Annotated in this window: 18 protein-coding genes and 1 pseudogene; 12 read left to right on the top strand and 7 right to left on the bottom strand. The window is 74.6% G+C overall.

What is annotated here, in order from left to right; all coding sequences use genetic code 11:
• Positions 1-65: 65 nt before the first annotated feature.
• On the top strand, positions 66-689 hold the full coding sequence (locus ACI791_RS08360; protein WP_456585628.1) for an SGNH/GDSL hydrolase family protein: 624 nt from the start codon (positions 66-68) through the stop codon (positions 687-689).
• Positions 690-693: 4 nt separating this feature from the next.
• Here the strand turns inward: ACI791_RS08360 and ACI791_RS08355 are convergent, their stop codons facing one another.
• The 4 genes from ACI791_RS08355 to ACI791_RS08340 all read right to left on the bottom strand — a co-directional run bounded on the left by ACI791_RS08355 (position 694) and on the right by ACI791_RS08340 (position 5,757).
• The gene (locus ACI791_RS08355) at positions 694-1,860 is read right to left on the bottom strand and encodes a cation:proton antiporter (protein ID WP_456585627.1); all 1,167 of its coding nucleotides are present in this window, start codon (positions 1,858-1,860) and stop codon (positions 694-696) included.
• A gap of 6 nt (positions 1,861-1,866) precedes the next feature.
• Complete coding sequence (locus ACI791_RS08350; protein WP_456585626.1) at positions 1,867-2,361, bottom strand: cation:proton antiporter regulatory subunit; 495 nt, start codon at positions 2,359-2,361, stop codon at positions 1,867-1,869.
• Positions 2,362-2,377: 16 nt separating this feature from the next.
• Positions 2,378-5,239: an FAD-binding and (Fe-S)-binding domain-containing protein gene (locus tag ACI791_RS08345; protein WP_456585625.1), complete on the bottom strand. Its 2,862-nt coding sequence runs from the start codon at positions 5,237-5,239 to the stop codon at positions 2,378-2,380.
• 116 nt (positions 5,240-5,355) lie between these two features.
• Positions 5,356-5,757 carry a cupin domain-containing protein gene (locus tag ACI791_RS08340; RefSeq protein ID WP_456585624.1) on the bottom strand — a complete coding sequence of 134 codons (402 nt, stop codon included), beginning with the start codon at positions 5,755-5,757 and terminating at the stop codon, positions 5,356-5,358.
• Positions 5,758-5,970: 213 nt separating this feature from the next.
• Here ACI791_RS08340 and ACI791_RS08335 point away from each other — a divergent pair, with 213 nt between their 5' ends.
• The 5 genes from ACI791_RS08335 to ACI791_RS08315 all read left to right on the top strand — a co-directional run bounded on the left by ACI791_RS08335 (position 5,971) and on the right by ACI791_RS08315 (position 12,373).
• On the top strand, positions 5,971-7,296 hold the full coding sequence (locus ACI791_RS08335; protein ID WP_456585623.1) for an MFS transporter: 1,326 nt from the start codon (positions 5,971-5,973) through the stop codon (positions 7,294-7,296).
• Between the two features lie 77 nt (positions 7,297-7,373).
• Positions 7,374-8,927, top strand: coding sequence for a gluconokinase (locus tag ACI791_RS08330; protein WP_456585622.1), 1,554 nt, complete (start codon positions 7,374-7,376; stop codon positions 8,925-8,927).
• A 16-nt stretch (positions 8,928-8,943) separates the two neighbouring features.
• Positions 8,944-10,404 carry a GntP family permease gene (locus ACI791_RS08325; protein WP_456585621.1) on the top strand — a complete coding sequence of 487 codons (1,461 nt, stop codon included), beginning with the start codon at positions 8,944-8,946 and terminating at the stop codon, positions 10,402-10,404.
• Positions 10,405-10,472: 68 nt separating this feature from the next.
• Complete coding sequence (locus ACI791_RS08320) at positions 10,473-12,047, top strand: FMN-binding glutamate synthase family protein (RefSeq protein WP_456585620.1); 1,575 nt, start codon at positions 10,473-10,475, stop codon at positions 12,045-12,047.
• A gap of 152 nt (positions 12,048-12,199) precedes the next feature.
• Positions 12,200-12,373: a hypothetical protein gene (locus tag ACI791_RS08315; protein WP_456585619.1), complete on the top strand. Its 174-nt coding sequence runs from the start codon at positions 12,200-12,202 to the stop codon at positions 12,371-12,373.
• A 78-nt stretch (positions 12,374-12,451) separates the two neighbouring features.
• On the opposite strand, the gene ACI791_RS08310 is transcribed toward ACI791_RS08315, so the two are convergent.
• Positions 12,452-13,078: an FMN reductase gene (locus ACI791_RS08310; RefSeq protein ID WP_347057114.1), complete on the bottom strand. Its 627-nt coding sequence runs from the start codon at positions 13,076-13,078 to the stop codon at positions 12,452-12,454.
• On the bottom strand, positions 13,075-14,220 hold the full coding sequence (locus tag ACI791_RS08305; protein WP_456585618.1) for an LLM class flavin-dependent oxidoreductase: 1,146 nt from the start codon (positions 14,218-14,220) through the stop codon (positions 13,075-13,077). Before ACI791_RS08305 ends, ACI791_RS08310 begins: the two co-directional genes overlap by 4 nt.
• Positions 14,221-14,470: 250 nt before the next feature.
• Between ACI791_RS08305 and ACI791_RS08300 the strand changes: the two genes are divergently transcribed.
• The 4 genes and pseudogenes from ACI791_RS08300 (at position 14,471) to ACI791_RS08285 (ending at position 16,450) form a co-directional block, all read left to right on the top strand.
• A complete protein-coding gene (locus ACI791_RS08300; RefSeq protein ID WP_456585617.1) occupies positions 14,471-15,427 on the top strand; it encodes a DivIVA domain-containing protein in 957 nt (318 codons plus the stop codon).
• A gap of 99 nt (positions 15,428-15,526) precedes the next feature.
• Entirely contained in the window at positions 15,527-16,039 is a 513-nt protein-coding gene (locus ACI791_RS08295; RefSeq protein ID WP_456585616.1) for a universal stress protein, read from the top strand.
• Between the two features lie 103 nt (positions 16,040-16,142).
• Positions 16,143-16,220, top strand: a pseudogene (locus ACI791_RS08290) (hypothetical protein); the annotation flags it as partial.
• Positions 16,221-16,270: 50 nt separating this feature from the next.
• Positions 16,271-16,450, top strand: coding sequence for a hypothetical protein (locus tag ACI791_RS08285; protein WP_456585672.1), 180 nt, complete (start codon positions 16,271-16,273; stop codon positions 16,448-16,450).
• 47 nt (positions 16,451-16,497) lie between these two features.
• Here the strand turns inward: ACI791_RS08285 and ACI791_RS08280 are convergent, their stop codons facing one another.
• Positions 16,498-17,151, bottom strand: coding sequence for a TetR/AcrR family transcriptional regulator (locus ACI791_RS08280; protein ID WP_456585615.1), 654 nt, complete (start codon positions 17,149-17,151; stop codon positions 16,498-16,500).
• Between the two features lie 142 nt (positions 17,152-17,293).
• Here ACI791_RS08280 and ACI791_RS08275 point away from each other — a divergent pair, with 142 nt between their 5' ends.
• Positions 17,294-18,784: a flavin-containing monooxygenase gene (locus ACI791_RS08275; RefSeq protein ID WP_456585614.1), complete on the top strand. Its 1,491-nt coding sequence runs from the start codon at positions 17,294-17,296 to the stop codon at positions 18,782-18,784.
• Positions 18,784-19,623: an SDR family NAD(P)-dependent oxidoreductase gene (locus tag ACI791_RS08270; RefSeq protein ID WP_456585613.1), complete on the top strand. Its 840-nt coding sequence runs from the start codon at positions 18,784-18,786 to the stop codon at positions 19,621-19,623. Before ACI791_RS08275 ends, ACI791_RS08270 begins: the two co-directional genes overlap by 1 nt.
• Positions 19,624-19,724 lie beyond the last annotated feature (101 nt).

Raw genomic sequence — 19,724 nt, 5'->3', positions numbered from 1 at the left:
TCCGCCGCCTCGTGTGGACGCGGTGGGAGAGGCATACCGGAGGGGGTCACGTCGTTCCCCCTGACGTGGCTTCCTCCGCCCTCCGCCTGCTCCTCCTCGGTGACTCCCTCGCCTTCGGCACCGGTGCCGCCCGCCCCGCCGACGCCCTCGGCCCGCGGCTGGCCCGAGCGCTGACCGACGACGGGTTCGACGTCGACCTGCACGTGCTCGCCGTCCCCGGCGCCGTCTCGGCCGGGCTGGCCGACCAGGTGCGCCGCGCCCTGCCCCTGTCCGCCGACCTCGCCGTCGTGGTCGTCGGCGCCAACGACCTCGCCCGGTTCGTGCCGGCCGAGCAGGCCGCGACCGCGCTCTCGGCCGCGGTGACCGCTCTGCGGGCCGCCGGCACCGACGTCGTGGTGGTTCCGGCGCCGGACATGTCGATGGTGCCGTTCGTGCCGCCGGCACTGCGGGCGCTGGTCCGGGGCGCCTGCGCGGTGCTCCAGCGGCGGCAGTCGCAGGTGGCGGCCACCGGCGGTGCCACGGTGGCGCAGGTGGCCGCCGAGGTCGCGCGCGCCTTCTCGGCCGACCCGGCGCTGTTCTCACCCGACCGGTTCCACCCGTCCTCGGCCGGCTACGCGCGCATCGCCGGGGTGCTCACCCCGTACGTGCTGGCCGCGGCCCGCGCCCGGCGGGGCGACGCCGCGGCCTGACCGCTCACGCGGCGGTCGGGGCGCGTACCAGCCGGTCGGACAGCGGCTCCACGAAGCGGGTGAGCACCGGCCCGGTCACCGCGAGCACGAGCACGTACCCGGTCGCGACGGGGCCGACGGCCGGGAGCCCGGCGGTGACCGCCAACCCGGCGATCACGATCGAGAACTCACCGCGGGCCACCAGCGCGGTGCCGGCGCGCAGCCGGCCCGGGACGGCCACCGCGTCCCGGGCCGCGGCGAACCAGCCGGTGCCGATCTTCGTGACGGTGGTGACCGCGGCCAGGGCCAGCGCGGCGGGCAGCACCGGCAGGATCGCCCCCGGATCGGTGGCCAGGCCGAAGGCGACGAAGAAGGTGGCGGCGAACAGGTCGCGCAGCGGGCCGAGGATCACCCGGGCGCGCTCGGCGAAGGACGCCGGCAGCGCCAGCCCGACGAGGAACGCGCCGACCGCTGCCGAGGCGCCCATCGCCTGCGCGGCGCCGGCGACCAGCAGAGTCAGCCCGACCAGCCGGAGCATCACCTGCTCGTCGTCGTCGTGGCTGAGCAGCCGGCCCAGCCGGTGGCCGTGCCGCTGCGCGGCCAGGAGCACCACGAGCACCGCTCCCACGGCGAGCCCCACGCCGGCCACCGCGGACATCGGGCCCTGACCGGCGAGAGCCACCACGAGCAGGGGCAGGAAGAGCGCCATCGCGAGGTCCTCGAGCACCAGCACCGAGAGCACGGCCGGGGTCTCCCGGTTGGTCAGCCGCCCCAGGTCCCCGAGCAGCCGCGCGATGATGCCCGACGACGAGATGTAGGTGACCCCGCCCAGCGCGAGCGCCCCCTGCCAGGGCAGCCCCAGGAGCAGCCCGGCGACGAAGCCCGGCGGACCGTTGAGCACCAGGTCCACCAGTCCCGAGGGCGCGTGCCGGCGGAACGACGCGAACAACTCGGTGGCGGAGAACTCCAGCCCGAGGGTGAGCAGCAGCAGGACGACGCCGATCTCCGCGGCCGCCTCCAGGAACGGCGCCGCGTCGTCCACCGCCACCAGGCCGCCCTCGCCGAGCGCCAGCGCGGCCAGCAGCACGAACGGGATGGGGGAGAGCCCCAGGCGCCGGGCCAGCAGCCCGAGCGCCGACAGGCCGAGGAAGAGCAGGCCGAGCTCGAGCAGCAGGGCGGCGACGTGGTCCACCGCGGGCTACTCCGGTCCCGCGAGCCGCCGGTCCAGCTGCTCGAGCCCGGCCGACGAGCCGATGGCCACCAGCACGTCGCCGGCGAACAACGGGTCACCGGGCGACGGGGAGGGGACCACGTCGGCGCCGCGGACGATGGCGACCACCGAGCAACCGGTCAGCGTGCGGGCGCGGGTGTCGCCCAGGGTCCGGCCGGCGAACGGCGAGCCCGGCCGGACGGAGATCCGGGCGGACTCGAGCCCGGGCACCTCGCGGGACAGGTCGGCGAACCGCTGGGTCAGCCGGGGCGCGCCCAGCACCTCGGACAGGGCGTCGACCTCCTCCTGGTCGAGCCGGAACGTCTCCCGCGCGCGGTCGGGGTCGCGCCGGTCGAACACCGCGATCTCCGCTCCGCCCTCCCGCTGCACCACGATGCCCAGCACCTGACCCGACCGGGTCCGCATCTGGTAGCGGACGCCGACACCGGGCAGCAGGGTCTCCTCGAGCTCCACGTCCGGCATCGTCGCAGATCCGCGCTCAGCCCAGCCGGTCCGCCAGCAGCTCTGCGAGGTGCCGGCCGCGCCGGCCGGCCAACTGGTCCAGCTGCGTGCGGCAGGAGAACCCGTCGGCGAGCACGACCGCGTCGTCGGGGAGGTCGCGGACGGCGGGCAGCAGCTGCTGCTCGGCCACGGCCACCGAGACGTCGTGGTGCCCGCGTTCGACGCCCCAGTTGCCGGCCAGCCCACAGCAGCCACCCAGCCGGGTCACCGTCGCGCCGGCCCGCTCGAGCAGCTGCGCGTCGGCCGACCAGCCGAGCACGGAGGCGTGGTGGCAGTGCGGCTGGGCGACGATCTCCGTGCCCGCCAGCGACGGCGGTGTCCAGCCCGGGGTGTCGCGGAGCAGCTCGGCGAGGGTGCGGGTGGCGGCGGCCACCTGCTCGGCCTCCGGCCCGCCGACCAGCTCCAGCGCCTCGCTCCGCAGCACGGCGGTGCAGGAGGGCTCGATGCCGACGACCGGTACGCCCGCGGCCGCCAGCGGTGCCAGCGCATGCACGGTGTCGCCGAGGATGCGCTTGCCCTTGTCGAGCTGCCCGGTGGTGATCCAGGTGAGCCCGCAGCAGGTGTCGGCGCCGGGAACCTCGACGCGGTAGCCGGCCGCGGTGAGCACCCGCGCGGTGGCGACCGCGACCTCCGGGGCGAAGTGGTCGGTGAACGAGTCGACCCACAGCGCGACCCGTGGCCCGTCGCCCGCCTCGGGCCGGTCGGCCCACAGCTGACGGAAGGTGCGCGGTGCGAACGTCGGCACCGAGCGGCGCTGGTCGATGCCCGCGCCCCACTTGGCCAGCGGGCCCACGAGCGCAGAGCCGAGCATCGCGTTGACCAGGCGCGGGGCCAGGGCGACCAGGTCGGACCAGAAGGGCAGCCGGCCCAGCGTGTAGTGCGCGCGGGGCCGCAACCGCCGCCGGTAGGACTGGTGCAGCACCTCCGCCTTGTAGGAGGCCATGTCGACGCCGGTGGGGCAGTCCGACGAGCAGCCCTTGCACGACAGGCAGAGGTCCAGCGCCGCGTGCACCTCGGGCGACCGCCAGTCGCGCACCGGGCCGCCGGGCGCCAGCATTTCCTGCAGCACCCGGGCGCGGCCGCGGGTGGTGTCCTTCTCCTCCCGCGTCGCGGGCCACGAGGGGCACATGACCCCGCCGGAGGACTGCAGGTCGGCCCGGCACTTGCCGACACCGGTGCAGCGGTGCACGGCCGTGGAGAAGTCCCCGCCGTCGTGCCGGTAGGCCAGCGCCAGGCCCTCGGTCAGCCGCGGGGCGACCGTCATCCGCACGTCGTCCTCGACCGGCACCGGGCGCACGACCACACCGGGGTTGAGCACGTCGTCCGGGTCGAAGACCGCCTTCACCCGCTCGAACAGCGAGAGCGCGGCGGGGGAGTACATGTGCGGCAGCAGCGCGCTGCGGGCCCGGCCGTCGCCGTGCTCGCCGGACAGCGACCCGCCGTAGCCGGCGACGAGCCGGGCGGCGTCCTCGACGAACGACCGGTAGGCGCTGCGGCCCCCGTCGTCCGGGTGGGCGGGCGAGCCGTGGCCGAAGGGGAAGTCGATGCGCACGTGCAGGCAGCCGTCGCCGAAGTGCCCGTAGGGCACGCCCTGCAGCCCGTGGTCGTCCAGCAGGGCCTCGAACCCGCGGAGGTAGTCGCCGAGCCGCTGCACCGGCACGGCGGCGTCCTCCCACCCGGCGTGCGCCGGCCGGCCGTCGGAGGTCCGGTTGGCCAGCCCGGCGCCGTCCTCCCGGATCCGCCAGATCGCCGCGGCGTGCGCCGGGTCGGTGACCACCATCGAGTCGACGGCGCCGGCGTCGGCGAGCACGCCGCGCGCCTTCGACTCGACCTCGGCGATGCTGTTCCCGGTCAGCTCGACGATCAGCCAGCCCGCGCCGCGCGGCAGGTCGGGGACCACGGCCGCCGGCACGTCCCGCAGCCGCTGCACGATCCGCTCGTCCAGGCCCTCGACCGCCGTGGGCTCGTGGGGCAGCAGGCCGGGCGTGGCGTCGGCGGCGTCGGCCATCGTGGGGTAGCCGAGCACCACCAGCCCGCGGACCGGGGCGTCGGTGACCAGCCGCACCGTCGCGCCGAGCACCACGGCCAGGCTGCCCTCGCTGCCGACGAGCGCCCGGGCGACGTCGAATCCGCGCTCGGGCAGCAGGTGCTCCAGCGAGTAACCCGACACCTGGCGGCCGAAGCGGCCGAACTCGGTGCGGATCGTCGCGAGCTCACCGGCGACCAGGCGGTGCAGGTCGGCGAGGACGCCGTTCCGCGGCGGAGTGCCCGGGCCGACGGTCAGGCGCTCGCCCGTGCCGGTGACCACGTCGAGGGCGACGACGTTGTCGGAGGTACGGCCGTAGCCCAGTGCCCGGGAGCCGCAGGCGTTGTTGCCGATCATCCCGCCGACCGTGCAGCGGTTGTGGGTGCTCGGGTCGGGGCCGAAGCGCAGGCCGTGCGGGCGGGCGGCCGTCTGCAGCGCGGCCTGGACCACGCCGGGGTCCACCGTGGCGGTGCGGGCGCCGGGGTCGACGGCGCGCACGCGGGAGAGGTACCGGCTGGTGTCGAGGACGACGCCGGCGCCCACGGCGTTGCCCGCGATCGAGGTACCCGCGCCGCGCGGGGTCAGCGGAACCCCCAGCGACCGGCACACCTCCAGGGCGGCGACGATCTCGTCGGGGTCGCGCGGGCGGACCACCGCGCGCGGCAGGACGCGGTACAGCGACGCGTCGGAGGAGTAGAGGGCCCGGGCCAGCCCGGAGTCGTCGACGTCGCCGATCCCCGCGCGGCGCAGCTCCTCGGCCACCGCCCGGCCGTCGTCGGTGCGCGTCGTCGGGTTCGCGGCCGGTGCGCTCATATCGTCGAGTCTGGTCCCCGCTCCTGATACGGGCACGAGCGGGTGGTCCGGAGGCGGGAACGGCCGTGGCCGGGCACCGTCGGTGCCCGGCCACGGCCGGTGGAGGTGTGCGGAGGTCAGGACGCCGGCGGCTCGTCCTCGCCCGACTCCTCGGCCTCGTCGGCCTCCTCCTTGGTCCTGTGCACCGCACCGTCGGCGTGCTCGGGCGGGCCGTAGACGGTGTAGAGCACCAGCGGGTTCTCGCCGGTGTTGAGGAAGTTGTGCTTCGTGCCGGCGGGGACGACGACCAGGTCGCCCTGCGCGACGTCCCTCTCGCTGCCGGAGATGACGGCCTTACCGATGCCGCTGACGAAGGTGAGGATCTGGTCGATGTCCTCGTGCGTCTCCTCGCCGATCTCCCCGCCCGGCGGAATCGTCATGATCACCAGCTGGGTGTTCCTGCCGGTCCAGAGCACCCGGCGGAAATCGGGGCTCTTCTCGGCCTCGGTGGCGATCGTGTAGTGGATGACGGACGCCATGGACGGCGCTCCTCTCGTCTCGGGGCCGGGTGGCGGACCGGCCGACAACGACCCGTCCGGGAACTGCCTTGGTGCTGCCCCGGCGTGCGGCCGAGTACTCCTCGTTCCCCTCCGCGACGCCGGCCACCCACCGGGCGGAACGGCTCAGTGGCGCAACTCACCTGTCGCTATCGGAAGGACCGGGGTGGCGCGGACGTAGGAGAGGGTGTGCACATGCCGCCTCCCGCACGCCCCACGACGCGTGCCTACGCCATGTGGGGCGTCGGGCTGCTGGCCTACGCGGTGGCGGTCTTCCACCGCTCCTCGCTGGGTGTCGCCGCGGTCGAGGCGCAGGAGCGGTTCTCCGCGGGCGCTGCGGCGGTGTCGCTGTTCCTCGTCCTGCAGCTCGCCGTCTACGCGGGTCTCCAGGTTCCGGTGGGGGTCGCGCTGGACCGGTTCGGGTCGCGCCGGATGATCCTGGCCGGAGCGCTGACCATGGCGGCCGGGCAGCTGGTGCTGGCCCTGGCCGGGGGCGTGCCCACGGCCGTCGCGGGGCGCGTGCTGGTCGGTGCCGGCGACGCCATGACGTTCATCAGCGTGCTGCGGGTGGTGTCCTTCTGGTTCCCCGGTTCGGCGGCGCCGCTGATCACCCAGCTGACCGGGATCCTCGGCCAGGTCGGTTCGATCGTCGCCGCCTATCCGTTGGTGACCCTCCTGCACGCCACGTCCTGGACGGCGACGTTCCTGGGGGCCGCGGCCACCGGTGTGCTGGTGTTCCTGCTGGTGCTGCTGGCCCTGCGCGATGCACCGGCCGGCAGCACCCGGCCGCAGGCCCCGGACCTCGCCCAGCTGCGCCACGGGCTGGTCCAGACGTGGCGCGAGCCGGGAACCCGGATCGGTCTCTACACGCACCTGGTCACCCAGTTCTCGGGAACCGTCTTCGCGTTGCTGTGGGGTTACCCCTTCCTGGTGGTCGGTCAGGGGCTGACCCCCTCGACGGCCGCGGGCCTGCTCACGCTGCTGGTGCTGGTCGGCATGGGGGTGGGCCCCGCGCTCGGCCGGCTCTGCGCCCGGTGGCCGCTGCGTCGCTCGGTGCTGGTCTTCAGCATCCTGGCGGCGACGGCGACGGTGTGGACCGTCGTGCTGCTGTGGCCCGGTCGGGCCCCGCTGCCGCTGCTCGTACTGCTGGTGGTGGTGCTGGGCACCAACGGCCCCGGCTCCATGATCGGGTTCGACTACGCCCGCACGGAGAACCCGGTGGAGCGGCAGGGCAGCGCGAGCGGCGTGGTCAACGTCGGCGGGTTCGTGGCCTCGCTGCTGACCATCCTCGCCGTCGGTGCGGTCCTGGACGTGCTCACGCCGGGCGTCTCGACCGACTACGACCTGGACGCCTTCCGGGCGGCGTTCTCCGTCCAGTACCTGTTCTGGGCGATCGGGCTGGCCGGTGTGGTCCGGCACCGGCGCCAGCTGCGGGACCGGTTGGCCCGCGACGGCGTCGTCCTCCAGCCGTTGATGGTCGCCGTACGCCGGCGCCTGCGCGGGGAGGGGCCGACCGGCTGAGCCGGGCGCCCGCCTTGCCGCCACCTGCTCCTCGCGGGCAGGATGCCTGGAGCGAGCGAGCCGGTCAGGGGGTGGGCGTGGACGTCGTGGTCGGTCTCGACTCGGGGACGACGGCGACGAAGGCGGTCACGGCGGGGTCCGACGGGCGGGTCCGGGACGTCGTCAGCGTCGCCTACCCGCTGCTGGTGCCCGCACCGGGCCGGGCCGAGCTGGACGCCGGAGCCCTCGCGTCCGCGGCCGTGGCGGCCCTCGCCGACGTCACCGCCCGCGCCCGCGAGCGCGGCGACACCGTCGTCGCGGTCACCCTCAGCGCCGCGATGCACGGCCTGGTGCCCCTCGACGGGAACGGGCGCCCGCTCGGCCCCGTGGTGACCTGGGCCGACGACCGGGCCGCGCAGTGGGCCCAGGCGCTGGTGGCCGACGGCCGGGCGCCGCAGCTGCACGCCCGGACCGGCACCCCCGTGCACGCGATGTCGCCGCTGGTGAAGCTGTCGTGGGAGCGGGTGCAGGACGCCGACCGCCTGGCCGGGGTCCCGCGCTGGGGCGGGGTCAAGGAACTGGTGGTCGCCACCCTCTGCGGCGGGCCGCACGTGCTGGACCGCTCCAGCGCGTCGGCGACCGGGCTCTACGACATCCGGGCCGGCCGCTGGGACGAGGAGGCGATGCAGATCGCCGGCGTGCGTCCCGGCCAGCTGGGAGAGGTGCTCCCGACGACGGCGGTGCTGCCCGGGCTGCGGCCGGAGGTGGCTGCGGCCACGGGCCTGCCGGCCGGCCTCCGGGTCGTGATCGGCGCGTCCGACGGGGTGCTCGCCAATCTCGGCATCGGTGCGGTGCGCTCCGACGTCGCCGCGGTCTCGCTCGGCACGAGCGGGGCGATGCGCGTCGTCGTCCCCGCCCCGACGGTCGATCCCGGCCGCCGGCTGTTCTGCTACGCGCTCACCGACGACGCCTGGGTCGTGGGCGGGGCCATCAACAACGGCGGATCGGTCGTGCGGTGGGCCGCGCAGGCGCTGGCCGCAGGCCTCGACGGCGCCCCGCCGCCGGAGGGGGAGGCGGCCGACGACCTCGATGCCCGGCTGCTGGCCGAGGCCGAGGCCGTTCCGGTGGGCAGCTCCGGCCTGGTCTGCCTGCCCTACCTGCTCGGCGAGCGGGCGCCCTGGTGGCGGTCGGGGATGCGCGGGGCCTACCTCGGGCTGCGGCGCGAGCACGGACGTGCGCACCTGGTCCGGGCCGCCGTGGAGGGGGTCTGCCAGCAGCTGGCGCTGGTGCGCGACGCCTTCGCCGCCACCGATGTGCCGGTGCGGGAGGTGCGGGCGACCGGGGGCGCGGTCGCCTCCCCGCTGTGGATCCGGACGCTGGCGGCGACCCTCGACCTGCCGGTGCGCGTCGCCGAGTCGCCGGAGGGCACCGGGCTCGGCGCCTGCCTTCTGGGCTGGCACGCCCTCGGGGAGCTGCCCGACCTGGACGCGGCGACCTCGCTGGTCGCGGTGCACGAGCCGGTCCTGCCCGATCCGGATGCCGTCGACGTCTACCGGCGGTTGCGCCCCCTGGTCGACCGGTCCACCGAGGCCCTGGTCGACGTCTTCACCACGCTCGACGCCCTGGACGACGCACCTACCCCACCGACCTGACTTCAGCGGAGGAGCCATGACCGACGCCGAACCGGCGCTGAGCGCCGGACCGCTGCTGCTGATCGCCGCGGTGGCGGTCGGCGTCCTGCTCTTCCTGATCATGAAGGTGAAGCTGCACGCCTTCCTGGCTCTCATCCTGGTCAGCCTGGCGGTGGCGCTGGCGGCGCGGGTCCCGCTGGAGGACGTGGTCACCACCATGACCACCGGCTTCGGCTCCACCCTGGCCAGCGTCGCGCTGCTCGTGGGCATCGGGGCGATGCTGGGCCGGCTCTTCGAGCACAGCGGCGGCGCCCAGGTGCTCGCCGACAGCCTGATCAGACGCTTCGGCGAGCAGCGGGCGCCACTGGCCCTGGGCGTGGCGGCGCTGCTGTTCGGGTTCCCGATCTTCTTCGACGCCGGGCTCGTCGTCTTCCTGCCCATCGTGTTCACCGTGGCGCGCCGGCTGGGTGGCTCGCTGCTCACCTACGGGCTGCCCGTGGCCGGCGCGTTCGCCGTCATGCACGCGTTCGTGCCGCCGCACCCGGGGCCGGTCGCCGCGGCCGGCCTGATCGGCGCCGACATCGGCCTCGTGCTTGTCTTCGGCCTGCTCATCGGCGTCCCGACCTGGTTCCTCGGCGGCTACCTGTTCGGCCTCTGGGCGGGGCGCCGGTTCGAGCTCCCCGTCCCCAACATCCTGGCCGGCGAGCCGAGGACGGCCGACGACTCCCCGGACCCGTCGGTGGAGGGCAGCTCGCCGGGGATCGCCGCCGGCGGGCGGACCGGCACGGAGACGGCGACCCGCCCCGCACCGCCGCGCTTCGCGACCGTGATCTCGGTGCTGCTGCTCCCGATGCTGCTGATCTTCCTGAACACCGGCCTGACCACGCTGGCCGCCGAGGGGGTCGTGGACGAGGAGTCGGCGTTCGTCCGCTGGGGGCAGCTGATCGGGGCGACGCCGATCGCGCTGCTGATCACCGTCCTGCTGGCCATGTGGGTGCTGGGCCGGCGCCGCGGCGACAGCGGTGCCGAGGTGGAGTCGGTGCTCAACAGCGCACTGGGGCCGGTGTGCGCGATCATCCTGATCACCGGTGCCGGTGGCATGTTCGGCGGCGTGCTGCGGGCCAGCGGCATCGGCGCCGCGCTGGCCGACGTCCTCGGGGACATCGGCCTGCCGGTCATCGTGGCGGCCTTCGTCATCTCCGCCCTGATCCGGGTGGCGCAGGGCTCCGCCACGGTGGCGCTGACGACCGCGGCCGGCCTGATCGCCCCCGTGGTGGCGGCCAGCGAGGGGCTCAGCTCGGTGGACCTCGCCCTGATCGTCATCGCGATCGCCGGGGGGGCGACCGTGCTCTCGCACGTCAACGACTCCGGTTTCTGGCTGGTCAGCCGGTTCTTCCAGATGGACGAGAAGACCACCCTCAAGACCTGGACGGTGATGGAGACACTGCTGGGCACGATCGGCTTCCTGCTGGCGCTGGTGCTCAGCCTCCTCCTGTGACTCAGCCTGTTCCTGTGACCGGGGCCGGCAGCGACTGCGCGGCCGGCCCCGCCGCGCGATAGTGAGGCATGCCGCTTCTCCCGCGCGCCGCCGCTGCCGGTCTCACCGCGCTGGCCGGGGTCGCCGTCCGCGACCTGCTCCAACGCGAGCACACCCTCCTGCGCAACTACCCGCTGGTGGGCCACGCCCGCTACCTGCTGGAGTCGATCGGGCCTGAGCTCCGGCAGTACCTGGTCGCGGGGAACAACGAGGAGCGGCCGTTCACCCGCGACCAGCGGCGCTGGGTCTACGCCTCGAGCAAGCGGGACAACAACTACTTCGGGTTCGGCACCGACAACGACCTCGAGTACACCGCGGGGTACCCCGTGATCAAGCACCGCACGTTCGGGCGGGCGGTCCCGGCCACCCACGTGCAGGCCGGGCAGGACGTCGACCTCCCGTGCGCGAAGGTGCTGGGCGCCGCCCGGGGCCGGGCGGGAGCCTTCCGGCCGCCGTCGGTCGTGAACATCTCGGCGATGAGCTTCGGCTCGCTGTCCGGCGCGGCGGTGGAGGCCCTCAACCGCGGAGCGGCGCTGGCCGGCTGCCTGCACAACACGGGGGAGGGCGGGATCTCCCGCTACCACCGGCACGGCGGGGAGCTGGTCTACCAGATCGGCACGGCCTACTTCGGCTGCCGTGACGCGCACGGGCGGTTCGACCTCGACCGGCTCAAGGACCTGGTCGCGGGGGCGCCGGTGCGCGCGCTGGAGATCAAGCTGAGCCAGGGTGCGAAGCCCGGTCTCGGCGGGGTGCTGCCGGCGGCGAAGGTCTCGGCCGAGATCGCCGCGGCCCGGGGCGTTCCCGAGGGCGTCGACTGCGTGAGCCCCTCCCGGCACGCGGAGTTCTCCGACGTCGACAGCCTGCTGGACTGGGTGGAGCTGCTCGCCACCGAGACCGGCCTGCCCGTGGGCATCAAGTCGGCGGTCGGCGACATGGAGTTCTGGGAGGAGCTCACCGAGCTGATGTCGAGCACCGGGCGCGGCGTTGACTTCGTGACCATCGACGGCGGCGAGGGTGGGACCGGTGCCGCGCCGCTGATCTTCACCGACTCGGTGTCGCTGCCCTTCCAGCTCGGCTTCTCCCGCGTCCACGCGCTGTTCGCGCGCGCCGGTCTGGCCGACGACGTGGTCTTCATCGGGGCCGGGAAGCTGGGCCTGCCCGACAACGCCGTGGTCGCCTTCGCGCTCGGCTGCGACATGGTGAACGTCGGGCGGGAGGCGATGCTGGCCATCGGCTGCATCCAGGCGCAGAAGTGCCACACCGACACCTGCCCGACCGGGGTGGCCACGCAGAACTCCTGGCTGGCGCACGGGCTGGACCCGGCGCTGAAGTCGGCCCGGGCCGCCAACTACATCCGCACGCTGCGCCGCGACCTGCTGAAGGTGGCCGAGGCGTGCGGTGTCGAGCACCCGAGCCTGATCGACACCGACTCGGTGGAGGTGCTCACCGGCCGGACGGCGTCCCGCCCGCTGCGCGAGGTGTACGGGTACGAGCCGGGCTGGGGTCTGCCGTCGGCGGCCGACCGGGCCGCCGTCGTCGCGCTCATGACCGGCGAGGGGTCCGAGGGCGGTACCGCGCCCCCGTCGGAGGACGCCGTCGGCTGAACGAGGACCCCGTCCGGCGCCGGCCGCGCGGCGGGTGCGGGTGACCGGTCGATGACGTCGGGACGGATGTGCGTGCTTCGGTGCGGGCCGGGGCACAGCACGGGAGGCACATCCGCTCCCGACCTGTGGTCGGCCCGCCTGGAGGAGAACCCATGAACCGCACGTCCCTGCCCACCCGTCGCTGGCGCTCGGCCGCAGCCGGGATCGCCATCGCGGCCGCTTCGTTCACCATGACCGCCTGCGGCGGCGAGGAGGCCGTGGACGAGGGCGGCATCGTCGAGCAGGAAGGCGGCGAGCAGGAAGGCGGCGAGCAGGAGGACGACTGATCCCTCGGCCTCCGGCCGGAGCGGCCCCCTGCCGGCGCCCGTCGCGATCGTGCCGGCGGTCGGGGCAGGGGGCGTTCCTCAGGCGCCGGAGCCGCGGAGCAGGTCCTCGAAGGAGCCGACCGGGTCGGCGAACGGGTCCGCCGGGGCGGCCGGTGGCCGTCCGGCCACCAGGTCGGCGAGCTCGCCGGCGGCCCGGTGCGCCCGCCCCGTGAGAGCCGGGCTGCCGGTCTCGCCGCCGGCCCAGTCCTCCGACGCGGCGAAGACCGCGGTCGGGGCGACCGTCGCCCGGAGGTAGGCGAACAGCGGCCGCATGGCGTGCTCCAGGGCCAGCGAGTGCCGCGCCGTGCCGGCGGTGGCGCCGAGTAGCACCGGCTTGCCGGCCAGCGCCTCCTTGTCCAGGACGTCGAAGAAGGTCTTGAACAGGCCGCTGTAGGACGCCGAGAAGATCGGTGTCACGGCGATCAGGCCGTCGGCGCCCACCACCGTGTCCACCGAGCCCCGCAGCGCCTCGTTGGCGAAGCCGGTGACCAGGTTGTCGGCGAGGTCGCGGGCGTGCTGCCGCAGCTCGACCACCTCGACCGTGGCGGTGACGCCCCGCTCGCGGAGGGCCTCCACCGTGGCCGTGGTCAGCCGGTCGGCCAGCAGCCGGGTGGACGACGGGACGCCCAGCCCGGCGCTGACGACGGCGAGGGTGCGGGTGCTCATCGGGTCACCGCCTCAGGGGTGCGCCCGGTGACGTCGTCGCCACCGGCGTGGACCGTCGTGTCCGTGCTGCCGCCGGCCGCCGCGACCCGCGCGGCGTGCGTGGGGGCCTCGGGCACGTGCGCCGGCTTACGGGCGGCGAACTCCTTCCGCAGCACCGGGACGACCTCCTCGCCCAGCAGGTCGAGCTGCTCGAGCACCGTCTTCAGCGGCAGCCCGGCGTGGTCGACGAGGAACAGCTGCCGCTGGTAGTCGCCGACGTAGTCGCGGAACCCGAGCGTCCGCTCGATGACCTGCTGCGGCGAGCCGACGGTCAGCGGGGTTTCCCGGCTGAAGTCCTCCAACGAGGGGCCGTGGCCGTAGACCGGCGCGTTGTCGAAGTAGGGGCGGAACTCGGCGACGGCGTCCTGGCTGTTCCTCCGCATGAACACCTGGCCGCCGAGGCCGACGATCGCCTGGTCGGCGCTGCCGTGGCCGTAGTGCTCGTAGCGGCGGCGGTAGAACTCGACCATCCGCTGGGTGTGCTCCTTCGGCCAGAAGATGTGGTTGGAGAAGAAGCCGTCGCCGTAGTACGCGGCCTGCTCGGCGATCTGGGGGGAGCGGATCGAGCCGTGCCACACGAACGGCGGAACGCCGTCCAGCGGGCGGGGTGTCGAAGTGAAGCCCTGCAGCGGGGTGCGGTACTTGCCCTGCCAGTCGACGACGTCCTCGGTCCACAGCCGGCGCAGCAGCGCGTAGTTCTCGACGGCGAGCTCGATGCCGTTGCGGATGTCCTGCCCGAACCAGGGGTAGACCGGGCCGGTGTTCCCGCGGCCCATCATCAGGTCGACCCGGCCCTCGGCCAGGTGCTGCAGCATCGCGTAGTCCTCGGCGATCTTCACCGGGTCGTTGGTGGTGATCAGCGTCGTCGACGTCGACAGCTGCAGCGTCCGGGTCCGCGCCGCGATCCACGCGAGCGTGGTGGTGGGGGAGGAGGAGAAGAACGGCGGGTTGTGGTGCTCGCCGAGGGCGAAGACGTCGAGGCCGACCTCCTCGGCCTTCTGCGCGATGGCCAGCACCGCCTTCAGCCGCTCCGCCTCGGTCGGGGTGCGCCCGGTCGTCGGGTCGGTGGTGATGTCGCTGACGGTGAACACGCCGAACTGCATCTCGGTCTCCGCATCTGGTTGAGAGTGCAATTATCCCTGCCGGGTGAACGCGCCGCACCGGCCCGATATGCCCGGGTGCCCGATGGGGTGGAGGCGAGGCGGCGGCAGCGCCGCGTAGTCGTTCCAGTACGCGCCGGCGTGGCACCGCCGGGGTGGCGGCGACACGGTCACGGACCCGTCACAGCGGCCCGCGAGCCGGGTGGCCCTCTGGCAGATTCCGCCTCACCTACTTCCCAGGGGGGCCGTCCGGATGCTCCGGCATGTCGAGTTCGTCGCCAATCGTGTCCAGGACGAGGAGGTGCCGCCGGACGCGCCCGATGCCCGGGTTCCGCGGCCGGCGGGCGCCCTGGAGACGTTGCTGGACCACCGGCCGGCCTTCCGCGGTGCACTGCGCGGCTACGACCGGATGGAGGTCGACAACTACGTCGCCTGGGCCGAGGGGGAGCTCTCGGCCGCGCACCGCGAGCGGGAGCACCTGCTCGACCGCGTGGTCGCCTGCGGGACGGAGCTGGAGATCTCCCGCCGCCTGCTGGCCGAGCAACCCGTCGGGCGCGAGCGGCCGGTGGTCAGCGCCCGGGTCGGAGAGGTCCTGCGGCTGGCGGAGAACCAGGCGGCCCAGGTGCTCGACGCGGCCGAGGCGGATGCGGCGCAGGTGCTCGCCGACGCCCGCCTCGAGGCCGACGCGCGGCTGCGCAAGGCGCACGAGATCAAGGAGATGGCGATCGACGTCGCCGATCAGCTCCGGGTGAACGCCCAGCGGGACCGCGCCGAGGGGGCCGCCGTGCTGGAGAGGGCGAAGGCCGAGGCCGCCGAGCTGCTCAGGGTGGCCGCCGCCGAGCGTGACCGCGCGGCTGCCGAGTCGGCGGCGGAGCGCGACCGCCTCGCCGCCGAGGCCACCGCCGAACGGGACCGGCTGGCCGCCGAGGCCGCTGCCGAGAGGGGCGAGCTGGCCCGGGCGGCGGCCGCCGAGCGCGAGCAGGCCGCGGCGCAGGCCCAGCGGGACCGCGAGTCCGCCGACGACGTCGCGGGCGCCCGGCTCGCCGCGATCAGGGCGGAGGTCGACGACCTCTGCCGCCAGCGCGACCAGGCCCGGGAGTCCCTGCGGTGCCTCACCGACCGCATCGGTGCGGCACTGCAGGCCGTGGGTGTCCCGCCGGCCGACGAGCTCGTGCTGCTGGGTGGCCGGACCGAGCCCGTCTCGGGTTGACGGTGCGCCGTCCGCCGCCGGTGACGTGCGCGTCGCCGCGTGATGAGAGGCTGACCGTGTCGGTGATCACGCCGGCGCGCACCAACGTGGAGGGCAGCGGTGGACGAGGTCCGTAAGGTCGTTCAGGTCGACGGTGGCGTCGTGGTCGGGCACGACGGCTCGAAGTGCGCGCAGGAGGCGCTCCGCTGGGCGGCACGGTTGGCCCGCCGGGCCGACGTCGACCTGCACGTGGTCCGCGCCTGGTCGATGACCACCGCACCGCACCCCGCCACCTGGGAACCCGGCTACGTGCCGCCGCTGCCCGACTGGGAGCAGGCCGTGCTGGAGGAGCTCACGGCGCACGTCGCCGCGGCCGGGCTGGACCCCGCCGCGCGGGTCACCTGCCACGTCGTCCACCGGCCGCCGGTGCAGGGCCTGCTCGCCGCCGCAGAGGGCGCCAACCTGGTGGTGGTCGGCGCGCGTGGCCGCGGCGGGTTCTCCGGCCTGCTGCTCGGCTCGGTCAGCGACCAGCTGGTGCACCACGCGGCCTGCCCGGTCACCGTGGTCCGCACCGGCGCCGGCGGCCGCGACTTCACGACCGCCGGGGCCGGCTCCGCCGTCGTCGGGGAGTGACCCCGGTGGCCTCCGGGGCCGGCGGGCAGTCTGCCGCTGACCTCCGGACCGGCCGCGGAGTGGGAGCGGGAGGATCGGCGCGCGCGACGTCGGTGGGGCGACGGTGGTGCCGATCGGCGAGGGGCCGGAGGGCGTCCTGGTCGACGGGGCGGGGCGGGTGTACACGGGTCTGGCCGACGGGCGCATCGTGCGCGCCGGCGGCCCACCGGTCGGGTCGGCACCGTGGCGCGCGTGCCAGGCCGGCCGCCGGGCGTTGAGTGCCTCGACGACCACGAGCTGCTGGTCTGCGCGTCGGACGCCGGCCTGCCGGCCGTCTCCTCGCTGTACTTCCGGATCCCGCGGCGGCGCGCCGACCTGGTGCGGCGGACCACGACGACCGGTCGTTCCGCCGGACGCCCGACGGCACGGTGATCGAACTGCTCGACTGCGCGCGCCGCTGCGCGCCCTGCTCAGCATGCTCAGTCGGGGACCGCAGCGCCGTAGACGGCCGAGAGCCAGATGCCGAGGAGCACGTCGACGACCCGCTCCTCGGGGACGGCCGGCCCGTCCCCGCTGAACGTCGCGTAGAGCACCCGCTCGTTCATCGACGTCAGGGCGACGGCGAGGTCGCGCGAGGGCAGCCCCGGCGGTGCGGCCCCGCGTGCCCGCTCGGCGTCGACGGCCGCGGCGCACTGCTGCACCCAGCGCTCGAACACCTCCGACCACAGCGCCCGGACCTCGTCGTTCGTGGAGCGCGCCTGCGCCCAGGCGACGGTGAGCGACCGGTGCGCGCGGAAGGTGTCGTAGTAGGCGCCGATCGCTCGCGCCCAGCCGTCCCGCGCACCGGTGGCCGGTGTTCCGAAGGCCCGCTGCATCGCGGCGTCGGCCTCGGCGACCACGCGGTCGAGCAGGGCGAGCAGGACGGCGTCCTTGGAGGAGAAGTAGAAGTAGAACGTGGGCCGGGAGATGCCGGCGCCACGCGCGAGGTCGTCGACCGAGATGGCGGCGAGCGGCCGCTCGGCGAGGAGGCGCTCCGCGGTGGCGAGGATCGCCAGTTCCCGGTCGTCGCCGGAGCGCCGGGCGGGCCGCCGGCCGCGCCCGGCGCTGGGGAGCTCACCCGTGGCAGCCGGCACGGCACGCAGACTAGCCGCACCGGCCCGCGTCTCGACGTCGTGTTGACTGAGTCGACACGCCGTCGATACCGTGCGCCGCGCACCGTCGCGACGGCGCAGACCCAGTTCCGGCCCGCGCCGGACGAGCGAACCGGAGACAGGCATGCCAACCGAGCACGTGGACGTCCTGGTCGTCGGCGCCGGCCTCTCCGGCATCGGTGCCGCCTGCCACCTGGAGAAGGATCGGCCGGGCACGAGCTATCTGGTGCTGGAGTCCCGCGCCGCTCTCGGGGGCACGTGGGACCTGTTCCGCTATCCGGGGATCCGGTCGGACTCCGACATGTTCACCCTCGGCTACTCCTTCCGCCCGTGGAACGAGGCGAAGTCGATCGCCGACGGACCCGCCATCCGCCGGTACATCGAGGAGACGGCGCGCGAGTACGGGGTCACCGACAACATCCGGTACCACCACCGCGTGCTCTCCGCGGAGTGGTCGACGCCGAACAGCCGGTGGACGGTCACCGCCGAGCGCACCGACACGGGTGAGACGGTGCGGCTGACCTGCTCGTGGCTGTCGGTCTGCTCCGGCTACTACCGCTACGACGAGGGCTTCCGCCCCCGCTTCGAGGGCGAGGAGCGGTTCCGCGGAGAGCTGGTGCACCCGCAGCACTGGCCCGAGGACCTCGACATCACCGGCAAGAAGGTCGTGGTGATCGGCAGCGGCGCCACCGCCGTCACCCTCGTGCCCAACCTCGCCGAGCAGGCCGAGCACGTGACCATGCTGCAGCGCACGCCGAGCTACGTCATGTCGCTGCCGAGCCGGGATCCCCTGGCGCAGTGGCTGCGCGCCAAGCTGCCGGCCCGGGCCGCCTACCCGATCGTCCGCTGGAAGAACGTGCTCACCAGCACCGCGCTGTACCAGCTCAGCCGCCGTCGCCCGGCGATGGTCCGGAAGCTGATCCGCCGGCTCACCGAGAAGCAGCTGCCGGCCGGGTTCGCCGTCAGCATGCACTTCAACCCGCCCTACGACCCGTGGGACCAGCGGCTCTGCCTCGTCCCGGACGGCGACCTGTTCCGCTCCCTGCGGCAGGGGAGGGCCTCGATCGCCACCGACCGGATCCGCACCTTCACCGAGGACGGCATCGAGCTGGAATCGGGAGAGCACCTCGCCGCCGACGTCGTGGTCACCGCGACCGGGCTGAACCTGCTCCCGGCCGGCGGCATGACCCTCGCCGTGGACGGAGAGCCCGTCGAGCTGCCCGAGACGGTCTCCTACAAGGGGATGATGCTCTCCGGCGTGCCCAACTTCGCCATGGTCATCGGCTACACCAACGCCTCCTGGACGCTCAAGGCCGACCTGGTCAACGGCTACGTCGTCCGGCTCCTCGACCACATGGACGCGCACGGCTACGTGTCGGCGACCCCGGTCGCCCCGCCGGAGGGGGCTGACGCGCCGTTCCTGGACCTCGCGGCCGGGTACGTGCAGCGCAGTCTCGCCGGCCTGCCCAAGCAGGGCGGCCGCGCGCCCTGGCGGCTGCACCAGAACTACCTGCGCGACGTCGCGCTGATGCGCCGTGGCTCCCTGGAGGACGAGGGCATGACCTTCCAGCCGCGAGCGCTGGCCGGCGCCGTCCCCGAGCGGACGATGGCGTGATGGGTCCCTACGCGTTCGCGGGCGGAACGGCCGTCGTCACCGGTGCGGCGAGCGGCATCGGCGAGGCGCTCGCCGCGCAACTGGCCGGGCGGGGCAGCCACCTGGTGCTGCTGGACCGCGAGGCCGAGCGGCTCGAGGGTGTGGCCGGGCGGATCCGTGCCGACCACCCGGGGCTGCGGATCGCCACCCACGTCGTCGAACTCGCCGACGACGAGGCGACCGCCCGGGTGGCGGCGACGCTCGTCGCCGAGCACCCGGAGACGACGCTGCTGGTCAACAACGCCGGAGCCGCGCTCGGCGGGCGCTTCGACCAGGTCACCCTGGAGGAGTTCGAGTGGGTGATGGCGATCAACGTGCGCGCCGTCGTCCGGCTCACCCACACCCTGCTGCCGGTGCTCAGGACGCACCCCGGCGCACACGTGGTGAACCTGTCCAGCGTCTTCGGCATCGTCGCCCCGGCCGGCCAGGCGGCCTACGCGGCCAGCAAGTTCGCCGTCCGGGGGTTCACCGAGGCGCTGCGGCACGAGCTGGCCGAGGACGGCATCGGCGTGACGGTGGTGCACCCCGGCGGCATCCGCACGCGCATCGCCGAGAGCGCCCGGACCGGCTCGGGCGTGTCGGTGGCGGAGTACGAGAAGGGGCGCAAGCAGTTCGCCAGGCTGCTCCGGATGCCGCCGGAGGACGCTGCCGCACAGATCGTCGCGGCAATCGAGCGTCGTCGTCCGCGGCTGCTGATCGGCTGGACCGCGAAGGTTCCCGACGTGCTGGTGCGGCTCGTGCCGGGCAGCTACTGGCGGCTGATCGCCCGTCGGGCGGCACCGGCGAAGCCGACGAGCTGACCGGTCGCGGCGCTCGGGGAGCGTTCCCCGAGGCGTCCCCGGATCAGCACCTGCAACGCCGGGAGCAACGCCCGATGGTGGTGGTCGACGAGGCGCTGGGT

The organism is Blastococcus sp. SYSU DS0973, assembly GCF_054051055.1.
Note: the sequence above shows the minus strand (reverse complement) of the source record. Positions and strands in the feature narration are given on the sequence as shown.